The 19,804-nt window shown below is 38.1% G+C and carries 19 protein-coding genes; 11 read left to right on the forward strand and 8 right to left on the reverse strand.

Annotation, left to right across the window (positions count from 1 at the left end):
* Nucleotide 1: 1 nt before the first annotated feature.
* A complete protein-coding gene (locus U1E44_RS15255) occupies nucleotides 2–1,066 on the reverse strand; it encodes a transporter (protein ID WP_322931974.1) in 1,065 nt (354 codons plus the stop codon).
* 76 nt (nucleotides 1,067–1,142) lie between these two features.
* Between U1E44_RS15255 and U1E44_RS15260 the strand changes: the two genes are divergently transcribed.
* The 4 genes from U1E44_RS15260 to U1E44_RS15275 are packed head-to-tail and all read left to right on the forward strand — an operon-like array spanning nucleotide 1,143 to nucleotide 6,607.
* Nucleotides 1,143–1,409, forward strand: a complete 267-nt coding sequence (locus U1E44_RS15260; RefSeq protein WP_322931975.1) for a DUF4834 family protein — start codon at nucleotides 1,143–1,145, stop codon at nucleotides 1,407–1,409.
* A 21-nt stretch (nucleotides 1,410–1,430) separates the two neighbouring features.
* On the forward strand, nucleotides 1,431–3,860 hold the full coding sequence (locus U1E44_RS15265) for a YfhO family protein (RefSeq protein WP_322931976.1): 2,430 nt from the start codon (nucleotides 1,431–1,433) through the stop codon (nucleotides 3,858–3,860).
* Between the two features lie 6 nt (nucleotides 3,861–3,866).
* The gene (locus U1E44_RS15270; protein ID WP_322931977.1) at nucleotides 3,867–5,147 is read left to right on the forward strand and encodes a glycosyltransferase family 4 protein; all 1,281 of its coding nucleotides are present in this window, start codon (nucleotides 3,867–3,869) and stop codon (nucleotides 5,145–5,147) included.
* Entirely contained in the window at nucleotides 5,138–6,607 is a 1,470-nt protein-coding gene (locus tag U1E44_RS15275; RefSeq protein ID WP_322931978.1) for a lipopolysaccharide biosynthesis protein, read from the forward strand. The genes U1E44_RS15270 and U1E44_RS15275 overlap by 10 nt, the downstream gene beginning before the upstream one ends.
* 198 nt (nucleotides 6,608–6,805) lie before the next feature.
* Here U1E44_RS15275 and U1E44_RS15280 read toward each other — a convergent pair whose 3' ends face one another.
* Nucleotides 6,806–7,930 carry a hypothetical protein gene (locus U1E44_RS15280; RefSeq protein WP_322931979.1) on the reverse strand — a complete coding sequence of 375 codons (1,125 nt, stop codon included), beginning with the start codon at nucleotides 7,928–7,930 and terminating at the stop codon, nucleotides 6,806–6,808.
* Between the two features lie 348 nt (nucleotides 7,931–8,278).
* Nucleotides 8,279–11,056: an excinuclease ABC subunit UvrA gene (gene uvrA, locus U1E44_RS15285; protein ID WP_322931980.1), complete on the reverse strand. Its 2,778-nt coding sequence runs from the start codon at nucleotides 11,054–11,056 to the stop codon at nucleotides 8,279–8,281.
* Nucleotides 11,057–11,304: 248 nt separating this feature from the next.
* Here uvrA and U1E44_RS15290 point away from each other — a divergent pair, with 248 nt between their 5' ends.
* From U1E44_RS15290 to U1E44_RS15300, 3 genes are all read left to right on the forward strand, one after another.
* The gene (locus U1E44_RS15290) at nucleotides 11,305–11,886 is read left to right on the forward strand and encodes an RNA polymerase sigma factor (protein WP_322931981.1); all 582 of its coding nucleotides are present in this window, start codon (nucleotides 11,305–11,307) and stop codon (nucleotides 11,884–11,886) included.
* A gap of 73 nt (nucleotides 11,887–11,959) precedes the next feature.
* Nucleotides 11,960–12,103 carry a hypothetical protein gene (locus U1E44_RS15295; RefSeq protein WP_322931982.1) on the forward strand — a complete coding sequence of 48 codons (144 nt, stop codon included), beginning with the start codon at nucleotides 11,960–11,962 and terminating at the stop codon, nucleotides 12,101–12,103.
* A gap of 626 nt (nucleotides 12,104–12,729) precedes the next feature.
* Nucleotides 12,730–13,311: a sigma-70 family RNA polymerase sigma factor gene (locus U1E44_RS15300; protein ID WP_322931983.1), complete on the forward strand. Its 582-nt coding sequence runs from the start codon at nucleotides 12,730–12,732 to the stop codon at nucleotides 13,309–13,311.
* A gap of 230 nt (nucleotides 13,312–13,541) precedes the next feature.
* On the opposite strand, the gene U1E44_RS15305 is transcribed toward U1E44_RS15300, so the two are convergent.
* The gene (locus tag U1E44_RS15305; RefSeq protein ID WP_322931984.1) at nucleotides 13,542–14,204 is read right to left on the reverse strand and encodes an endonuclease III domain-containing protein; all 663 of its coding nucleotides are present in this window, start codon (nucleotides 14,202–14,204) and stop codon (nucleotides 13,542–13,544) included.
* Nucleotides 14,205–14,365: 161 nt separating this feature from the next.
* Here U1E44_RS15305 and bcp point away from each other — a divergent pair, with 161 nt between their 5' ends.
* Nucleotides 14,366–14,815 carry a thioredoxin-dependent thiol peroxidase gene (bcp, locus tag U1E44_RS15310; protein WP_322931985.1) on the forward strand — a complete coding sequence of 150 codons (450 nt, stop codon included), beginning with the start codon at nucleotides 14,366–14,368 and terminating at the stop codon, nucleotides 14,813–14,815.
* 113 nt (nucleotides 14,816–14,928) lie between these two features.
* The gene (locus U1E44_RS15315; RefSeq protein WP_322931986.1) at nucleotides 14,929–15,363 is read left to right on the forward strand and encodes a response regulator; all 435 of its coding nucleotides are present in this window, start codon (nucleotides 14,929–14,931) and stop codon (nucleotides 15,361–15,363) included.
* A gap of 38 nt (nucleotides 15,364–15,401) precedes the next feature.
* Here the strand turns inward: U1E44_RS15315 and U1E44_RS15320 are convergent, their stop codons facing one another.
* Entirely contained in the window at nucleotides 15,402–16,859 is a 1,458-nt protein-coding gene (locus U1E44_RS15320; RefSeq protein WP_322931987.1) for a hypothetical protein, read from the reverse strand.
* A gap of 88 nt (nucleotides 16,860–16,947) precedes the next feature.
* On the opposite strand from U1E44_RS15320, the gene U1E44_RS15325 reads away from it, so the two are divergent.
* Together U1E44_RS15325 and U1E44_RS15330 are read left to right on the forward strand one after the other, a co-directional pair.
* Nucleotides 16,948–17,712: an MBL fold metallo-hydrolase gene (locus U1E44_RS15325; RefSeq protein WP_323673916.1), complete on the forward strand. Its 765-nt coding sequence runs from the start codon at nucleotides 16,948–16,950 to the stop codon at nucleotides 17,710–17,712.
* Between the two features lie 237 nt (nucleotides 17,713–17,949).
* On the forward strand, nucleotides 17,950–18,444 hold the full coding sequence (locus U1E44_RS15330; RefSeq protein ID WP_322931989.1) for a hypothetical protein: 495 nt from the start codon (nucleotides 17,950–17,952) through the stop codon (nucleotides 18,442–18,444).
* Here the strand turns inward: U1E44_RS15330 and U1E44_RS15335 are convergent.
* Genes U1E44_RS15335 through U1E44_RS15345 form a run of 3 tightly spaced genes read right to left on the reverse strand, consistent with a single transcriptional unit; the run spans nucleotide 18,441 to nucleotide 19,783 of the window.
* The gene (locus U1E44_RS15335) at nucleotides 18,441–19,100 is read right to left on the reverse strand and encodes an alpha/beta hydrolase (RefSeq protein ID WP_322931990.1); all 660 of its coding nucleotides are present in this window, start codon (nucleotides 19,098–19,100) and stop codon (nucleotides 18,441–18,443) included. The genes U1E44_RS15330 and U1E44_RS15335 overlap by 4 nt on opposite strands.
* Before the next feature lies 1 nt (nucleotide 19,101).
* Nucleotides 19,102–19,425 carry a hypothetical protein gene (locus U1E44_RS15340; protein ID WP_322931991.1) on the reverse strand — a complete coding sequence of 108 codons (324 nt, stop codon included), beginning with the start codon at nucleotides 19,423–19,425 and terminating at the stop codon, nucleotides 19,102–19,104.
* Nucleotides 19,426–19,468: 43 nt separating this feature from the next.
* A complete protein-coding gene (locus U1E44_RS15345; RefSeq protein WP_322931992.1) occupies nucleotides 19,469–19,783 on the reverse strand; it encodes a hypothetical protein in 315 nt (104 codons plus the stop codon).
* Nucleotides 19,784–19,804: the final 21 nt, after the last annotated feature.

Here is a 19,804-nt window from a genome sequence, read left to right on the forward strand (position 1 = left end):
ATTAAAATTCGATAATGCTATTTTCGTCCATTCCTTTTTTTCGATCTTTTTTTCGTTGTCGTTTTAATTCTTTTTTTGAAGCGCCTAGTTTCGACGTATTTTTGGCTTGTTGTTTCATGGCATTCCTCGGAACTTCGCCATTTTCGCCACCTTCTTGTTCATCTATCGGAATGAGCACATCTTTGTGCATATCTAAGCGATAAGAAATTCCGACCGTGCCCTGAATTCGAGTAGGCGTGTCCTTGTAACTGGCAGCGATGTTGATATCGGCCTGTAAATTTTTGGAGATAAGATAGGCCGTTCCGGTTCTAAAAAGCACATCGGAGTACCGATCACTATCCACGATCTGGGTTTCTCCAAAAACACTCCATTTTGGATTTTTTAAGGCATGCGAAAGTGAAATAATATAGCTCCACTCCGGAAAATCGCTCGAAATACGGTCATACGTAATGTTCGAGATCAATACGAATCGCGGTGATAGTCGACTTTGAGTGGCCAGCATAATACGGGGCGAAACTGTAGGGTCTCCTGAAAAAAACGGATTATCTCCCAAATTAAAGGTAGCTCCGGCATACACCGAAATGGCAGGAATTAAATTTTTCCATTGAAATTTGTTATTGGCTCTCCAACTGTACAAATTGGGCGTATTGCGTTCCGGATTTTTATAGGGATCGTAGAGTAAATATTTTAGTCCCAATCTATTTCTCGAAAAATCGGTTCGGGTCTGTGATTCTCCAAAATTAAGGAAGCTAATGTTTTGAGTTTGGTAGGTGCCCTCCCAAATGAGTTCCAACGTTTCAAAAAGTAATCCATATCGCAGGGACAGATCGGATCCCCATATATTGGAGTCGGTTCGCAAAATATCGTGGTCTTGTTTTTCGTACGATACGCCAAATTCGGCTTGTAATACATTTTTGCCTACGGCATACGCACTTACCGTTTGTCCGGGCCGGTTAGAATTGATCACATCTGTGTATTGCGACATAAGGGAAAAGGAAGAAAAAAGCACCATACACAGTGCTAGATATAAGGTGTAATGGGGGGTTACAAGACTGCCTTTATGCATGATTTTATTATTATTTTAGGGATTTTACGCATTAAGTACGCTACTAGAATTGTATTTTTGATGTAAAATTGTGTTCATGATAAGTTTCATTACAACGGTATTAATCATACTATTAGTATATTATTTCTTTAAAATACTGGCAAAGTGGTTGGCTCCAAAAATCCTTGCCTATGTAGCGCAAAAAGCTGAAGCGCGTATTAGGGAACAGTTTGGTACTTTTAATTCCTATAATACCCCCGAAAAGGATGAAATAGACGATATTAGTATCGACAAGAAACCCGCTAAAAAATATAAAACCTCAAAAAAAGTGGGCGAATACATCGATTTTGAGGAAATAGAATAACCTTTACCACCAAACGCATATATGAAAAACGGAATAAAAGTATTGTTTATCCACTTTTTTGTGGTTGTATTTTTTGGTCTCGCGGCACTCGCTTATTTTCATCCCGTTCTTCAAGGAAAAGTAATTCTGCAATCGGACATTGAACAGTTTACGGGCATGGCGAAAGAGCAGATTGATTTTCGTATAAAAACAGGCGAAGAGCCGTATTGGACCAATAGTGCTTTTGGGGGTATGCCAACCTATCAATTAGGGGCATACTATCCTCATAATTATATCAAAAAGTTAGATTCGTATATTCGTTTTTTACCACGTCCGGCAGATTACCTTTTTCTCTATTTCATAAGTTTTTATATTTTACTATGCTGCCTTAACGTAGATTATAAACTGGCTATAGTCGGGGCTTTAGCTTTTGGATTTTCAACCTATTTAATTATTATACTTGGTGTAGGTCATAACGCCAAAGCACATGCATTGGGCTATTTGCCGATGCTTTTAGGTGGTATCGTGCTTACCTTCCGAAAGAAATACCTTTGGGGCTTTTTGTTAACCGCCATTGCCATGGGATTGGAAGTCAGCGCGAATCACTACCAGATGACCTATTATTTTATGCTTCTAGTGTTTATTTTGGGAATCGTTTACCTCATAGATACCATACGCCATAAAACGTATGCCCATTTTTTTAAGACTATTGGGATTTTAGTGATCGCCGTACTTTTAGGGATAGCGACCAACGCTACCGCCATTTTAACAACGAAAGAATATGCCGATTGGAGTACAAGGGGAAAATCGGAGTTAACCCTGCAGCCCAATGGCGCACCAAAGGAAAATACCCAGGGGTTAGAGAAGGCCTACATCACCCAATACAGCTATGGCATTACAGAATCTTTAAATTTATTTGTACCCCGTCTTTTTGGTGGATCCAACGGGGAGGCGCTGGGCGAGGATTCAAAAACGTTTCAATTCCTTATAAATCAAGGACTTCCAAAGTCTAAAGCACTGGAATTTACCGGTGCGTTACCTCTTTATTGGGGAAAACAACCCGGCACGGCAGGTCCTGCGTATATTGGCGCAATTGTATTTTTTCTATTCGTTTTGGGATTGTTTTTGGTAAAAGAAAGTACAAAATGGTGGCTATTAGGAGGTACTGTAATGTCTTTGGTACTATCTTGGGGGAAAAATTTTGGAGGATTGACGGATTTTATGATTGATTATTTTCCGCTGTACGATAAATTTAGAGCCGTTTCCTCTATTCAAGTAATTTTAGAATTATGTGCACCCATTCTGGCCATTTTGGCATTGGTAGCACTCGGTAAAACCGCAATAGCCACCGCTGTGAAACTAAGAGCGCTAAAATGGTCATTGGCTATTGTTTTTGGAATAGGAGTACTTTTAATCATAGCGAAAGGCATGTTCAATTTTGAAGCAGCCAATGATCGCATGTATCTACAGTATTTTGGAGCTGAGGTGATGGAGATGATTACCTTAGATAGAAAGACCGTTTACACAAATGATATTTTTCGTTCGCTGATCTTTGTTTTTTTGGCGGCGTTACCTATTTGGTTGTTTATTAAAGCTAAAATAAAGCAACCCGTTTTGGCTTTGTTGATAGGCATACTCATTGTAGTAGACTTAGTTGGCGTGAATCTGCGGTATGTGAATAGTTCCGATTTTGTGGCTCAAAAACGAATGACAGAGCCCTTTCCTAAAACGGCATTGGTGCAACAGATTCAGCAAGACGATGGTGTTTTTAGAGTTTATAATCCGTCAGAGGGATTAAATGGGGCTGCTACTTCCTATTACCATCAATCTATTGGAGGATATCATGCCGCCAAACCGGCCGGGATACAAGATTTGTTCGATTTTCATATTTACAAAAATAATATTCGGGTACTGAATATGTTGAATGTAAAATATGTAATTCAAGAAGATGAGGAGGGCAGAAGTTATCCTGCTTTAAACCCTAATGCCAATGGAAATGCTTGGTTTGTCTCCAAATTAATTGCTGTGGCGAATGCCGATGAAGAAATTAGGGCATTGGATAGTTTGGATGTACAAAACGAAGCAGTGGTGCAGGCAAGCAGGTTTAGTACGCTTAATAGATTTGATTTTCAGAAAGATACTTTGGCTAGTATCCAACTAATAGATTACAAACCCAATCACTTAAAATATCAATCTACTAATTCTAATTCGGGAGTGGCTGTATTCTCGGAAATGTATTATCCTAACGGTTGGAATGCGTATATCGATGGTGTTCTAACACCCCATTTTAAGGTGAATTATACCCTTCGTGCACTTCAAATACCGCCCGGTGAGCATCAAATAGAATTTAAGTTTCAACCTGAAATTGTTGCAACAGGGGCAAAAATATCCTTAATAAGTTCTTTAATTCTAGGGTTATTAGTGGTGGGTGTAATCGGTATTGCTGGCAAGGATTTAAGAAAAACCAATTAGTACGAAATGAGAAAAGTGCTCATTATCACCTACTATTGGCCACCGGCCGGCGGCCCGGGGGTACAACGTTGGCTTAAATTTGTTACCTACCTTCGGGATTTTAATATAGACCCTGTGGTCTATATTCCTGAAAATCCGGATTACCCTTTGGTAGATTTGTCGTTATGCAACGAGGTACCCGAAGGAATTACCATTTACAAACAACCTATTTGGGAGCCAAATAAAATTGCCGGATTTTTTTTTAAACAAAAAACTAAACGGATCAGTTCGGGGGTTATTCATACCAAAAATCAATCTGTATTAGAGCGAATTCTACTATGGATTAGGGGAAATCTTTTTATTCCCGATGCCCGTAAGTTTTGGGTGAAACCTTCAGTAAAGGTTTTATCCAAGATTATTGAAACAGAAGGCATCGATACCATCATTACCACTGGACCCCCACATAGCCTTCACCTTATAGGGTATCAGTTGCGCAAAAAACATCAATTGCAGTGGTTAGCCGATTTTAGAGATCCATGGACTTCAATAGGATATCACAAAAAATTAAAACTGACTAAAGCATCAAAAAAAAAGCATAAGTGTCTGGAGCGTCTTGTACTGCAACAGGCAGATAAGGTAATTGTCACCAGTACGGGCACCCAACGGGAATTTGCACAAATACGAAAAAATTCCATAAAAGTGATTACAAATGGCTTTGACAGGGCTTTTTCGGGCATCAGAAGCCTAGATACATTTTTTAGTATAGTCCATATTGGTTCTTTACTAACCGGAAGAAACCCCACAAAACTATGGGCGGTATTGCAAGAGTTGTTGATGGAAAATGCCGATTTTAAAAATAGTTTCAAACTTCGGTTGGTTGGGGTGGTCAGTTACGATGTGTTGGATGCCATCTATAGCTACGGCCTAGAACAAAATCTGGAATTGGTAGGCTATCTTTCTCATGCCGAGGCAGTAGCGTGTCAAAAATCGGCTCAAATACTGTTGTTGATTGAAATAGACTCCGAAGAAACCAAGTGCATTATTCCTGGAAAATTATTTGAGTATATGGCGGCGCAAAGACCTATTTTAGCCATAGGTCCGAAAGGTTGGGATGCAGGTACCATCATTAACGATACCCATACCGGTTTCGTTTTTGAGTATAAAGAAAAAGAGCATCTAAAAAGTCAGATTTTAACTTGGTTTTCCCTTTATCAGAAAAAACAATTAAGGGTCAACTCCAAAGGCATAGAAGCCTACAGTCGTAGCGCACTCACAGGAAAATTGGCCGAATATATCGCATGGGAATAATTTTCAAACAGTCTTTCCGCAATACCATCATTACGTACCTGGGTTTTGGTGTGGGTGCCATAAACACGCTTTTTTTGTATACCCGTTTTTTAACACCTGAATATTATGGATTGGTAAATGTAATTCTTTCTGTATCGGCAGTGCTGATGCCTTTGTTAGCCTTTGGCGTACCCAATACAATCGTAAAATATTACAGTGGATATTCGCGTACAGATGATGCCCATGGTTTTTTAACCTTGATGCTTATTTTGCCCTTGTTTTTAATTGTACCCATTGCGGTGTTATCCTATGGTTCTCATGAAGCCATTGCCAATTTCTTGTCTAGAGAGAACTCCATCGTAAAAGGTTATGTGTGGCATATTTTTTTTATTGGGGTAGCCATGGCCTATTTTGAAGTTTTTTACGCCTGGACTCGCATTCAGATGAAATCGGTTTTCGGGAACTTTCTGAAAGAGGTCTTTTGCCGGGTAGGGGTTACGCTTTTTTTAGGATTACTTTATTTCGATTTTTTTTCGGTTAACACATTTCTTACCCTATTGGTACTGCTGTACGTATTACGTGCTCTGGTAATGCTGAGTTATGCATTTTATTTGAAACCTCCAAGACTACGTTTTAGGTTTCCGCCCAACACCGCGTCTGTACTAAAGTATAGCACATTAATTATTTTGGGTGGCTCTGCCGCCATTGTGTTGTTAGAAATTGATAAGGTAATGATCAATCAATTTATTAAAATTGACAATGTGGCCTTTTATAGTGTAGCTGTATTTATTGCCACAGTTATTGCTGTACCTTCTCGAGCAATGCATCAAATTACCTACCCGCTAACCGCTGAACTTATTAATAAGGGCAATGCAACCGAATTGAAACAATTGTATCAACGTAGTTCACTTACCCTTTTTATAGTATCCGGACTTCTATTTGTTTTAATCATACTTAATTTGGAAGATCTATACCGCTTATTACCCGAGGCTTACAGGGGTGGATTTACGGTTGTTTTTCTTATCGGCATTAGCCGAGTGTACGATGCGCTATTAGGAAACAGTAATGCGCTGTTGTATAATTCAGATTATTATACTGCCCTTTTGTGGATGGGGGTTTTGTTGGCTGTTAGCACTATTCTTTTTAATTTATGGCTTATTCCTGCCTATGGACTTAATGGAGCTGCCTATGCTAGTTTCGCTGCTTTTTTTATCTATAATACCCTTAAGTTAGGGTTTGTGCAATGGAAATTTAATATGCTTCCCTTCACTCTAGAAACGCTTAAAATTTTAATGCTATTGTTTTCTATTACTGGGGGTTTTTATCTTGTTTCTTTTGCGCTGCACCCCATAACCAATATCTTAATAAAAAGTAGCTTAGTCGTTGTGTGCTTTGTGTGGGTACTATACAAATTTAAAATATCCCAAGATATCTACGCGCGCTTACATCATTATCTAAAACGAAAAACCCCGAAGGAATAAATTCGCATCGGGGCTTTAAACAACCAACCAACCTAAAAACTATTTTTGAACTCTAGAAGTACTTCTGCTAGAGGCACTTCGGGTGTTTGTAGAAGTACTTCTGGTGTTCGCAGTTACAGTTCTAGTTCTTGATTTAGAAACGGAGCTTCGCGAGTTTTGGGCAACCTTTGAAGTTTTAGTACCTACTGATCGTACCGATTAGGTGCGTTGAGGTGTACTGCTATTGTTTCTTTTTACGGTACTTCCTGTACTTCTGCTCGCAGCTGGTCTAGAGCTGGCATCGTTTATTTGACGCGTATTATTGCTACGGGTCACAACGCCTTTAGTCTGTGCATTCGCAGTGCTTCTATTGCTTACAGAGGCATTATTTCTTGTCGTGCTGCTGACCCTTGCAGGAACGTTATTACGTTCTGTTGACCTTGTGTTTACGGCTCGACTTTTTGGTGCAGTGCTTCGAGATGTAGCGGCATTTCGTTGTGTGCTGGTTGCCGATCTGGAAATAGCATTAGAACGGTTAGCCACACTACTTCGTTGCGCAGCGGTATTGGTTCTAGGGGTAGTAACATTAGACCTATTTACAGTGTTATTTGGTCTAATAACTTCTGTGCGTCTAGCATTGTTCACTGCAACCCTATTGTCATTTCTATACACATGAGCACGTTTATTGTGATGGTTTACATTGTAGTTATGGGTATGGCCTATCTGCGCATAAGCCCTTCTATAATTGTTGTGATACGGCCTGTAGTAGGTATAACGGATAGGCATATAATAGCGTCTGTACGGATTACCTAAAACTAAGGAAAATCCCAAAGCAGGTCTTACAAAATAAGCGTGATACGGCGCATACACATAATGTCTGTTATACACATTAATAAACCCTCTGTGGTGACTGTACAACCCTCTGTTATTGTAATAGACATGTAAACCACCTAATCTGGATACTCTGCCGTTCATATAATTTATATTAACACCTCCAATTTGGGTAACCCTACCGTAATAGTCATAATAAACCGGTACGTTTTCTACCTGTATTACTGCACCATAATCATCATACTGCACGAAAGGATTATAGTTAAATCCGGAATTAAAGGTGATATTGGCATTTCCGAAACTCACGTTGGCATTTATGGTATTTCTTTGGTCTATATAAAAATCGAACTCACCATCGGGATATACGGCAAATGAAATTCCGTTTTCCACAAAAATAAAGGAGTTGTTATAACCATAAGCATTGCTGAGAGCAACCTTATCTTCTAACGAAACAGCCGATGCACTTGAGGCACCAAAAATAAGAGCTGTAAAAATGAGTGCTAAATTTCTCATGATATAAGGTTTTAAGTTTCTAAAGACAACCATTTGTCTTCCCTTACTACATTACAAACAGCGTGCCAAAAAAACAACACCTAATGTAATAAATTGATTATCAAAATATTAATTATAAAAAGTGTAAATTTTAAACTAATAGTAACACTATTAACACCTCAAAAGTTAGGAACAAAAACCGAGCGTAGAACGCTTTGCAGCATGGATTTAAAGGCACTTTTTTACCGCAGCGTCGGACTCAAAGAACATCTTTATGTATCTAAAATGAGCATTGTTAAAAGAACAGATAATAAGAATTCTGTTGCCTAAGAATAAAACACGCCGGTTTTTTGCAAATAGAGCAGCCGCTTATAGTTTTTCTCGTAAATACCGCGCTGTATGCGATTTGACATCTTTGGCAACTTCTTCAGGGGTACCTTGAGCCATAAGATACCCGCCTTTATCACCACCTTCCGGCCCTAGATCAATGATGTAATCGGCACATTTAATGAGATCCAGATTGTGTTCGATAACTATAATGGAATGCCCTTTTTCAATTAAGGCTTCAAAAGCGGTGAGCAATTTTTTTATGTCGTGAAAATGAAGACCGGTGGTAGGTTCATCAAAAATAAACAATGCCTTTTCTGCCGCAGCTCCCTTTACAAGGAATGAAGCCAATTTTATGCGTTGTGCCTCACCACCCGAGAGGGTAGAGGAGGACTGTCCCAACTGCACATAACCCAAGCCTACATCTTGAAGTGGTTTTAATTTATTCCTTATTTTCGTCTGTTTATGCCCTTCAAAAAAGGCCAGAGCATCGTCTATGGTCATGTGCAATACATCGTCTATTGAACAATTTTCAAACTTTACCTCGAGTATTTCTTTTTTAAAACGCTTGCCTTGGCAGGCATCGCATTCTAAATGTACATCGGCCATAAATTGCATTTCTATCGTAATTTCGCCTTCCCCTTTACATTTTTCGCAGCGGCCGCCGTCTACGTTAAACGAAAAGTGTTTGGTTTGGTATCCTCGTATTTTGCTGAGCTTTTGATTGGCAAATAGAAGGCGAATATCATCATATGCCTTTATGTAGGTAACAGGATTAGATCTGGACGATCTGCCGATAGGATTTTGATCTACAAATTCGATGTGCTTTATACCCTTGTAGTTTCCTTTTAGTTCTGAATATTGTCCCGCTTTTTCACCAAAACCGCCTAAAGTCTTCCCTAAAATGGGATACAATAATTTCTTAACCAAGGTTGTTTTTCCACTACCGGAAACTCCGGTGACTACCGTAAGAACGTTAAGCGGGAAAATGACATCGATATTCTTTAAATTATTTTCGCGCGCTCCAATGAGTTCAATTGCATTTTTAATAGGTCGTCTTGTTTTTGGCACTTCAATTTTTAAACTGCCATTAAGGTAGCTCGCCGTTAAGGAGGCCGATTTTAAAATTTCAGATAAAGGACCTTGAGCAACGACCTCACCGCCAAAGGTACCGGCTTCCGGGCCAATATCAATTACTTCATCAGCAGCCTTCATAATGTCCTCATCGTGTTCTACAACAATTACGGTATTGCCTAAATTGCGCAAGGATTTTAACACTGCGATTAAATTTTCGGTGTCCTTTGGGTGAAGGCCTATACTGGGTTCATCTAAAATATACATAGAACCTACTAGACTGCTGCCAAGAGAGGTGGCTAAATTAATGCGCTGACTTTCACCACCGGAAAGGCTGTTCGATTTCCGGTTTAGCGTCAGGTAATTTAAACCCACTTTTTCCAAGTAGGATAGCCTATTTTGAATTTCCTTTAGCAATCGAGAAGCAATTTGTTGCTCATAATCACTTAAAGTAAGTGTTTTAAAAAAAGGCGTCAGTTGGGTAATGGGCATTTCTACCAGATCGGAAATGGTTTTATCTCCTATTTTAACGAAATCGGTTTCTTTTCGTAACCGCCGTCCTTTGCAAAGCGGACATTTTGTTTTCCCCCGGTATCGAGAGAGCATTACCCTATTTTGTATTTTATAGCTCTTTTCTTCTAACATTTTAAAAAAACCGTCGATACCCATAAAATGTGAATTTCCAGTCCATACCACTTGTTTTTGTGTTTCGGAGAGTTGAAACCAGGGTTTGTGTATGGGAAAATCGAACTTATAGGCAGAATTTACCAAGGCATCTCTGTACCATCCCATTGACTCGCCTCGCCAGGGAAAGACGGCATTTTCGTACACGGAAAGCGACGTATTAGGAATTACCAAATCCTCATCAATACCAATAACATCGCCATAACCTTCACATTTTGGACAGGCTCCATAGGGATTATTAAAACTAAATAAATGTACATTCGGCTCTAGAAAGCTGAGATCGTCTAATTCAAATTTATTGTTAAACACGGCCTGTTTTCCGGAGGTTACCTCTTCTATAAGGCAACTACCCTTACCTTCAAAGAAAGCCGCATCAACGGCATTGGCCAATCTGTTATAAAAATCTTCTTCACTTTTAGTAATAATCCGATCTACAACTAAAAAGAATTCCCGACCAATTTCGGTTACGGAATCGTCTATACGTAAAACCTCACCCTTGTACTTAATTCTGGCAAAACCTTGTTTGGAAAGTAGTTGTAACGACTTTAAAGGATCTCTATCTTTATGAATATGTACCGGAGCAAGCAACAATAATTTAGTTCCATCGGGGTACGTTTTAACACAATCGATAACATCGGTAACGGTATGCTTTTTTACCTCTTTGCCCGAAACCGGAGAAAATGTGCGACCCACTCTTGCAAATAACAGTTTTAGGTAGTCGTAAATTTCTGTGGTTGTACCCACGGTAGATCTCGGATTGGTTGCATTTACTTTTTGTTCTATTGCAATGGCCGGCGATATCCCTTTAATATAATCTACTTTAGGTTTGTCTAGTTTTCCTAGAAACTGTCTGGCATACGATGAAAGACTCTCCACATAGCGTCGCTGACCTTCGGCATACAAGGTATCAAAGGCCAAACTCGATTTTCCCGAGCCCGATAATCCCGTAATAACCACCAATTTATTTCTGGCAATTACAACATCGATATTTTTTAAATTATGCAGTCGAGCACCTTTAATAATAATACTTTCCTTCGGGTTTGCTTCGCTTATTTGAGACATAGTGTTCCTAAAAGCGGCAAAGATACATTATGCTAATTTCAATAACTAACAACAAATAATCAGATGGGTATTTTTCCAATCCGTTAGAGGTAATAATTTTTTTCTTAACAATATTTTTTTATATTTGACCTTTCATTAACAAAAACCAAAAACGCGTATTCGTCAACAATTACTTTTTAAAATTAACCTATTAGTACAAAATCTTCCGCTTGGGAAGATGCCCCTAATTTTAACTAAAAGTAATTGGTATGGAACTACAAAACGACGATTCGGTCTTGGTAAAAGCGTATATTGGCGGTGATGAGAAAGCACTTGAAACACTAATAAATCGCCACAATCAACGTATTACAAGTTTTATTTATTCTAAAGTGTTGGACAAGGAAGTTACCGAGGATATCTTTCAGGACACCTTTATGAAGGTAATAAAAACACTTAAAAAAGGAAGCTACAGTGAAGAAGGTAAATTCTTGCCCTGGGTGATGCGCATAGCGCATAATTTAATTATAGATCATTTCCGAAGGAACAAGCGTATGCCTATGCACCGAGGCACTGAAACCTTTAATATATTTTCGGTGTTGGGAGATGATAAATTAAATATGGAAAAGCAGCTCATCAAAAATCAAATTGACAAGGATTTAGCGTTGATGATTCAGGTGCTGCCCGAAGATCAGCAAGAAGTTATTGTAATGCGGCTGTTTCAGGATATGAGTTTTAAAGAAATTTCTGAAAATACAGGTGTCAGTATTAATACAGCACTAGGGAGAATGCGCTACGCCTTAATTAACCTCCGCAAGATGGTAGATAAACATAATATTGTTTTAACGAATTAATTGGTCATAGATCGGGTAAGATGCCATTTTTCCAATGAAGTGTCGTTCTTTAATAAAACAACACAGAAATAGTATGGAAAAAATTTACCCTAAAAAAGAAGATTATTGTGAAATCGTAAAAACAAGACCGGAAACTATTGCGTTTTTGTTGAACTATTCCAAGGCACTTCATATTGTTGATTACGGTGATGTGCAATTCGAAAATACCCTGAACTAAAGCGAGGAGTTCATTCTTACTTAAAATTAGTTTCCTTATGTATGGCAGGGGTATTTTTGCATATAACCATTTTTTTTTGGGATGCCTGTAGTATACGATTTAACATACGGCATCAAGACCAACATATTTGTTGAATCAAAAAATCCGTTTTGTGAATAAAAAGCGAGCCCTTTCTGCATAGGGTACGCGTATACATTATTACGGACGAATTCGAATCCTTTCTTCTTTCTTTACCTTGCGTACCCCTTGCGCTATCGGCAAAATGTAGAATAACCTAATGCATTGCAACTAGTTACTCCATATTCAGGGCAAGTATACCGTATTCTTTTCGTATAATTCCCTTTTGCACAATACAAATACTGCAAATTATCATCTGTTTTTAGGAAAAACTACATTCCGTTAGGTAATTTCAAGTTTGGCTAGGTACTACGCACAGTGCGCAACTCCTTTTTTTTAAATTTATTTTATTCAAAAAGCGAATATTCGTGTTTCACATCATATTTGTGGTGTTTTACAACAATGTTTTTCCTACAGAACGCTCTTTAGCTACTTTTAAATCAGAATTATAAAACGAAACCCATTTCGAAACGTAATTCAGCAGGAATTTAACCAAAAACAAAACCTTTATGGAACTACAAATTGATGATTCGGTATTAGTAAAAGACTACATTAACGGAGAAGAGAAAGCACTGGAAATTCTCATTAACAGACACAACCAAAGAATCACTAGTTTTATTTATTCTAAGGTTTTGGACAGAGACGTTACCGAAGATATTTTTCAGGATACTTTTATTAAAGTAATTCGTACCCTTAAAAAAGGAACCTATAGTGAGGAAGGCAAATTTTTACCCTGGGTGATGCGTATAGCCCACAATTTAATTATTGATCATTTTAGAAGGAATAAAAGAATGCCTATGTTTGAGGGTACAGACGATTTTAATATATTTTCTGTGATCAGCGATGACAAATTAAATGCCGAAAAGCAACTTATTAAAGATCAGATAGACAGTGATCTTACCTTACTAATAGAAGAACTTCCGGACGACCAAAAAGAAGTACTTTTAATGCGTATCTATCAGGATATGAGCTTTAAAGAAATTTCAGAAAACACCGGAGTGAGCATCAATACGGCCTTAGGAAGAATGCGCTATGCCTTAATCAATCTTAGAAAAATAATAGACAAACACAATATTGTGTTAACCAATTAGGAAAACCCAAAAAACATAAACAATATTTCCATTTCTATGGCGTTATTAGTTCATAACAATGCTATATACTATGGAAAAAATTTACTCACAACCGCAAAATGCATGCAAGCTGGCTAAAGCTTGCCCGCAAACCATTCAGTTTTTGTTAAATTATTCTAAGGCCATTCAAATTGTGAACTACAAGGAGATGCAATTTGAAAATGTCATGAACTAGCACAAGCCTATTTTAGCTATTTGTTCCTATTTTTCTTATAATAGGCTTCCAAAACACTGCTTCGGCCAATGGTTTTGGTTATGATGTCTTTTTCCAAATCCCATCCTCTTGCCGGAGAATACTCACGTCCGTACCATATCATCTGTAAATGCAAATCATTCCATAATTCATTGGCAAACAATCTTTTAGCATCTTTTTCTGTTTGCACTACGTTTTTACCATTGCTAAATCCCCAACGATACATAAGTCTGTGAATATGAGTGTCTACCGGAAATGCAGGGATGCCAAAAGCTTGTGAAACCACTACACTTGCTGTTTTATGTCCTACAGCAGGGAGTTCTTCTAAAAGTGCTATTTCTTGAGGCACTTTTCCGTTGTATTTTTCAATTAAAATTTTGGAAAGGCCATGAATTCCTTTAGATTTCATAGGAGAAAGTCCAACCGGTTTTATGATCTCTCGTATTTCTTCCACCGATAGTTTTACCATATCATACGGATTATCCGCATATTGAAATAACAATGGGGTAATTTTGTTCACGCGAACGTCCGTACTTTGAGCCGACAGCAAAACCGCAATTAAAAGCGTGTAAGGGTCTTTATGATCTAAAGGAATCGGTATCGTGGGATATAATTTTTGAAGCGTATTTATGGTAAATGTTACCTTTTCGGCTTTGGTCATTTGTTTTATTTTTGATTCGATGCGTAGTTTAGTATCTTTGAAAGGCTTTGAGTCTCATTAGTAAGAAAATCAAAAAAAGGAAACCGATATTGTATGTAAAACATGGGGAGTTACATAGGAATATCGTTAAAAAATAACTGCGAATTTAAGTAAAAATGGCTATGAAAACATTACAAAAGGGGGATAAAGTACCCGAATTTTCTGCAAAAGATCAAGATGGGAGGGAGGTTCACTGGTCCGATTACCGTGGCAAAAAAGTGATTGTTTTTTTCTATCCCAGAGCCAGCACGCCAGGATGCACCGCTGAGGCTTGCAATCTTCGAGATCATTATGAAACCTTTATAGAACGCGGATACGCGTTATTGGGGGTAAGTGCAGACCCACAAAAAAAGCAATTAAATTTTAAGGAAAAATATAACCTTCCGTTTCCCTTAGTAGCCGATGAGGATCTTACGGTAATTAAAACCTTCGGTGTCTGGGGGCCAAAAAAGTTTATGGGCAAAGAATTTGACGGTATACATAGAACTACATTTGTGATGGATGAAAACGGTGTAGTAACCGAAGTCATCTCTAAAGTGAATACTAAAGCGCATGCCGATCAGCTTTTATAAACATAATTCGAGTACCGCCAGAAGAATAACAACATAGGAGGAGGTTATACTAAAGTGTACTGCGTCAAAAGAATACCATACTCGTTTGAACCCTTAATGCAGAAGTTTCGTCTATGATTGATCATACCTTAAAATCTATATTTCTTGTAGATGATGATGAAGTCGCTACCTTTTTAAACAAAATCCTTATCAAAAATCTTGGGTTAGCCGTTACGGTGCATACCGCCGGTGATGGAGCGGCTGCTATTGACCTCTTGGAGGAACGGAATTTAATCCAGAACACCGGATTTACCCCTTGTTTACTAATTTTAGATATCAATATGCCTAAGATGAACGGATGGCAGTTTTTGGAGGCTTTTGATAAACGGTATCCTAACGAAATAAAGACCAAGATAACCATCGTAATGATCACCGTAAGCGAAGATCAGCGAGACGTTATTAGAGCCTCTAACAATTCCTTGGTATCAGATTATATTCAGAAACCCCTATCGGAAGATCGTTTGCAGGAGCTTGTGGCGACGTATTTTAGCACAAAAAAGTCAGAGTAGCATTTGTGATTCGGAAATGAAGCCACCCTCGTAAACTATTACGCTTCTTTTTCTACGTTACTCATTTTTGGCGCAAAAAGATTTTTCTTTTTGATGATGTCTGCCACGCCTAAAGGTAATTCGTCTTCCCACCCTTCTTGTTTTGCACTTATTTTTTTCAAAACATCCCGCGAAAAAATATGTAAAATATCGGGGTCATAATCAATGATATCTACCACTTTACCATTATATTTAAAAAACTTGTAAAGTTCTTTCATTCTGGGGTGTACCTTTACATTGTTGCTGGTCATTATTTGCCCTGTTTCCTCATTTTTCATAGGATAGAGGTACACTTTCAAATCTTTAAAGAACAATTTGCCAAAGGCTTCTAAAATACCACCACTTAAATGGCGGTAGTATTTTTCATCAAACACATCAACTAAATTATTAACGCCCATGGTTAGTGCCATGCGCGCTTTTGTAAAATCACTATAATATTCTACAAGCTTATAATATTCCTGAAACTTAGAAATCATTACCGTATGACCCAAAGAGCATAAGAGTTCGGCTCTGTCCATAAAATCCTGTTCATCAATCTCACCGGATGCGCGCAGGTTGGACAGTGTAATTTCAAAAATAACGATGGCATTGTCCTCTTCCACTGTTTGCTCCCGAATAAAAATGTCGTAAGATTTTTGCAACATGTCCATATTTACTTTGGTCACCGGCCTAAAACTTCCGCGAATCGTCAAAATATTTTTTTTGTACAAGACTGCGGCAGGTTGTAAATTGTTACCGTCCGATCCAAACATTACGGCATCGGTCATGTCATTGCGTATGAGTTGTAGACTCATTAACCGGTTATCCACATCTTTAAAATGTGGTCCCGAAAAATTCACCATATCAATCTCCAAGGTATCCTTATCAATATGGTCATATATATATTTCAGTAATTTTCTTGGGGTATCGTACTTATAAAAGGCTCCGTAAATGAGATTGACTCCCACAATGCCTAGGGTTTCCTGTTGTAGCCTAGCTTCATTTTGTTTAAATCGAATATGCAATACAATTTCGTCATACTCCTTCTGTTTCGGATCTAATTGATACCGAATTCCCAACCATCCATGTCCCTTATAACGTTTCGAAAAATCTATAGTGGCCACAGTATTAGCGTAGGAAAAAAAAAGTCGATCCGGATGCTGTTCTCGGCTTATCCGTTCTTCCATATTCCGCATTTCATGAGAAAGCATTTTTTTTAGACGCGATTCTGTTACGTAGCGGCCATCTTCTTCTTCTCCATATATGGCATCACTAAAATCCTTGTCATAAGCACTCATGGCCTTGGCAATGGTTCCTGATGCACCGCCGGCTTTAAAAAAATGAGCCGAAGTTTCTTGACCCGCGCCAATTTCGGAAAAGGTGCCGTAGATATCGGGGTTTAGATTGATTCTCAGGGCTTTCGACTTAATAGATGGAATGTTTTCAAAGGCGGTTTCCTTACTTACAAAAGAACTCATGTAAATCAATTTTTGAATAGCAAAGTTAACAACATTGGTCAATCTACTAAATAAATAAGTTATAAATTTGAATAAAATAGATGTTGCGTTGAAAATTACTTTTTTAGGAACAGGTACGTCGCAAGGGATACCGGTAATTGGGAGTAGGCACCCTGTTTGTTTAAGTCAAGACCCCAAAGACAAGCGGCTTAGGGTATCTGTCATGATCTCTTGGGATACGTATACCTATGTCATAGATTGTGGCCCTGACTTTAGGCAACAAATGTTGACCCATGCCGTAGAAAAGATCAATGGCATTTTGTTTACCCACGAACATGCAGATCATACGGCCGGAATTGACGATATACGGCCTTTTTTCTTTAGACAGGGCGATATCCCTATTTATGCTCATAAACGGGTAATAGACTCCCTAAAACACCGATTTGATTATATTTTTGCAGATGAAAATCGATATCCAGGTGCCCCGGCGGTACATGTAAATCTAGTGAAGAATAACGTTCCTTTTAAGGTAGGAAATCGAATGGCGATTCCTATTGAGGCTTTTCACAATAGGCTTCAGGTTTTTGGGTATCGCATCACAGATTTTGTATACCTCACCGATGTAAAGCGCATGGCCACTGAGGAGATGAGCAAGCTAAAAGATGTTCGCGTATTAGTCATTAATGCGCTGCGAGAAGAACCCCATCATTCTCATTTTAATTTAAAGGAGGCCATAGAATTTATTGAGGCGGTGAAACCCACAAAGGCGTATCTTACCCATATTAGCCACGTTATGGGTTTTCATGAAGAGGTACAGAAAAAATTGCCTAAAAATGTGTATCTGGCATATGATAATCTAAGCGTTACCGTTTAGACTATAGTGGTTTTAGCCCCGTTGTTCATTTTGACTTGATTTCTTCAATTTTTGCCATGCCCTAAAGGGGAAATCGAAGAAATCTTCGTTACTTCCTTCAGGATCGAGGCAAACAATGAAAATTTTAGTATCAAATAAGCACTAAATAATCAAAATGCACAACGCACCCAAGGACATAGTATTAATTTTGAAGGATAAACATCAAAAAAACGAAACGGAATATAATTTGTTATATATATGAAATCTAAAATCTACTTGTATCTTTTTATTTTTGCTGCATTAATAGCACTGTATCAATTTATCAGTACCCGAAAAATGCTGAATGTAACTAATGATAAGCTTGTAAAACAAGATCAGGCATTGGGAGAAATGAAGGATTCAATTCAAAAATTGCAGATAAAGTTGTTGGATATGAACTATTTTTCGTTGGAAAATAACGATGACGCTTTGGCGTATTACGATCATTTAAACCTTTCGGATCCTGCACGGTATATAGCCGATAAGCTATTAGAGACCAATGAGCAAAAAGGAAGCAATCCTTTAGTACCCTATGAAGGTATGGAAGGCGATTTTAAAATCAATAAAATTAAAGTATTAAATCAAAAATGGATTTTAGCCGATTTCTCCGATGGTTCTTTTTGGGGCGAAGTATTTTTAAAGTATGAATTAAAGGATGATTTAGGGGTAGATTTTATACTATTAGACCATCTATTATATACTAGAAGCAATTAAATTCTATTTTTTAACCACTTTTTGAACGCAACAAAGTTTTGTGGAGATACACCATGACCCACAGGAAATTCTTCATAGGTAAAAGGAATCTTAAGTGCTTCTAATAAAGCGGGTGCATTTTGTGCCCATTCCACCGGAATAACCTGATCTACAGAACCATGAGAAGCATAAATTTGGACTTTGCTATGGTCTTTTTGCGCATAATCTTCTACTAAAATAGACTCGTTAATGTAGCCGCTTAAGGCAATGACATTTCTTATTTTTTCAGGATAGGATAAGGCCACGGCGTAACTTAGAATGGTTCCTTGACTAAAACCAAGTAATGTTACGTTGTTCTTGTCTAAATAATAAGCAGTGCATGCTTCTTCTATAAAATGTACAATTTTTTCTCTTGCCCATCGGGCTTCGTCTTCGTCGCTCCATTTGCCAAAAGCGGCATCAAAATTAATGGTATACCAGGCATATCCAAAAGTAGGTAGTGTCAAAGGAGCTCTAACCGATATAATGCAAAATTCCGGGGGTAAATCGCTGGCAAAGGAAAATAAGTCTTCTTCATTGCTGCCATATCCATGAAACATAAAAAGAACAGGGATTTTCCCTTCTTTAAGGCTAGAGGGTTTTAGGAGGTGTTCTAAAGATAATGCGGCTGTTGTCATGCTAAGAAATAAAGGTAAACCACTTTTGAAAATAGGAACCAAAAACAGGGATCAGGTGCTTTTTGTCGGTAAGGGCACCGATAAAACCATAGCCCCAAAGCACCATATAAAATACATATAGACCGTACCAAGCCCACTCACTAAACCAAACGCTTAGAAACAATGCCAACGCATGAAAAAGTAAGTGAATCCCAAAAGCCTGCCTCGTGTGGAAACGGGCAAATTCATTTTTAGAATCAGAGTTCATACTTATTGCTATGAGGGTACCAACCAATGTGAGGTATGCAATGATAGCGGTTGATTTTCCTTTTTTTTCTTGGGTCATCCCTATAATCTAATTTTATAATCGGGTGTAGGTTATACTTCTATTAGGCGCCAATAGTACCAATTATAGGTAATGGCTTAGTGCTTAGATTAACGGCATTAATGATACCGATAACGAGTAAGGCAAGTGCACCTAGACCAATAATAGAGTTAATTATACTCAAGGAATAGGGGAGTATTTGCCCTAAAACCATATTGGCGACCACTAAAATAACCACCCGTACCGATTGGCCAATATGAAATTTGGCAAATTCATTTTGCGTATTGTTATTCATAAGATAGGCAATAAGAAGGCCAATAAAGGTGATATAACAAATAATAGCCATTGTTTTTCCGTCTTCTTTTGTTTTTTGATCCATATTGTTTTGAGGTTATAATGT

It is taken from the genome of Aurantibrevibacter litoralis, assembly GCF_034651555.1.
Classification (GTDB): Bacteria; Bacteroidota; Bacteroidia; order Flavobacteriales; family Flavobacteriaceae; genus Aurantibrevibacter; species Aurantibrevibacter litoralis.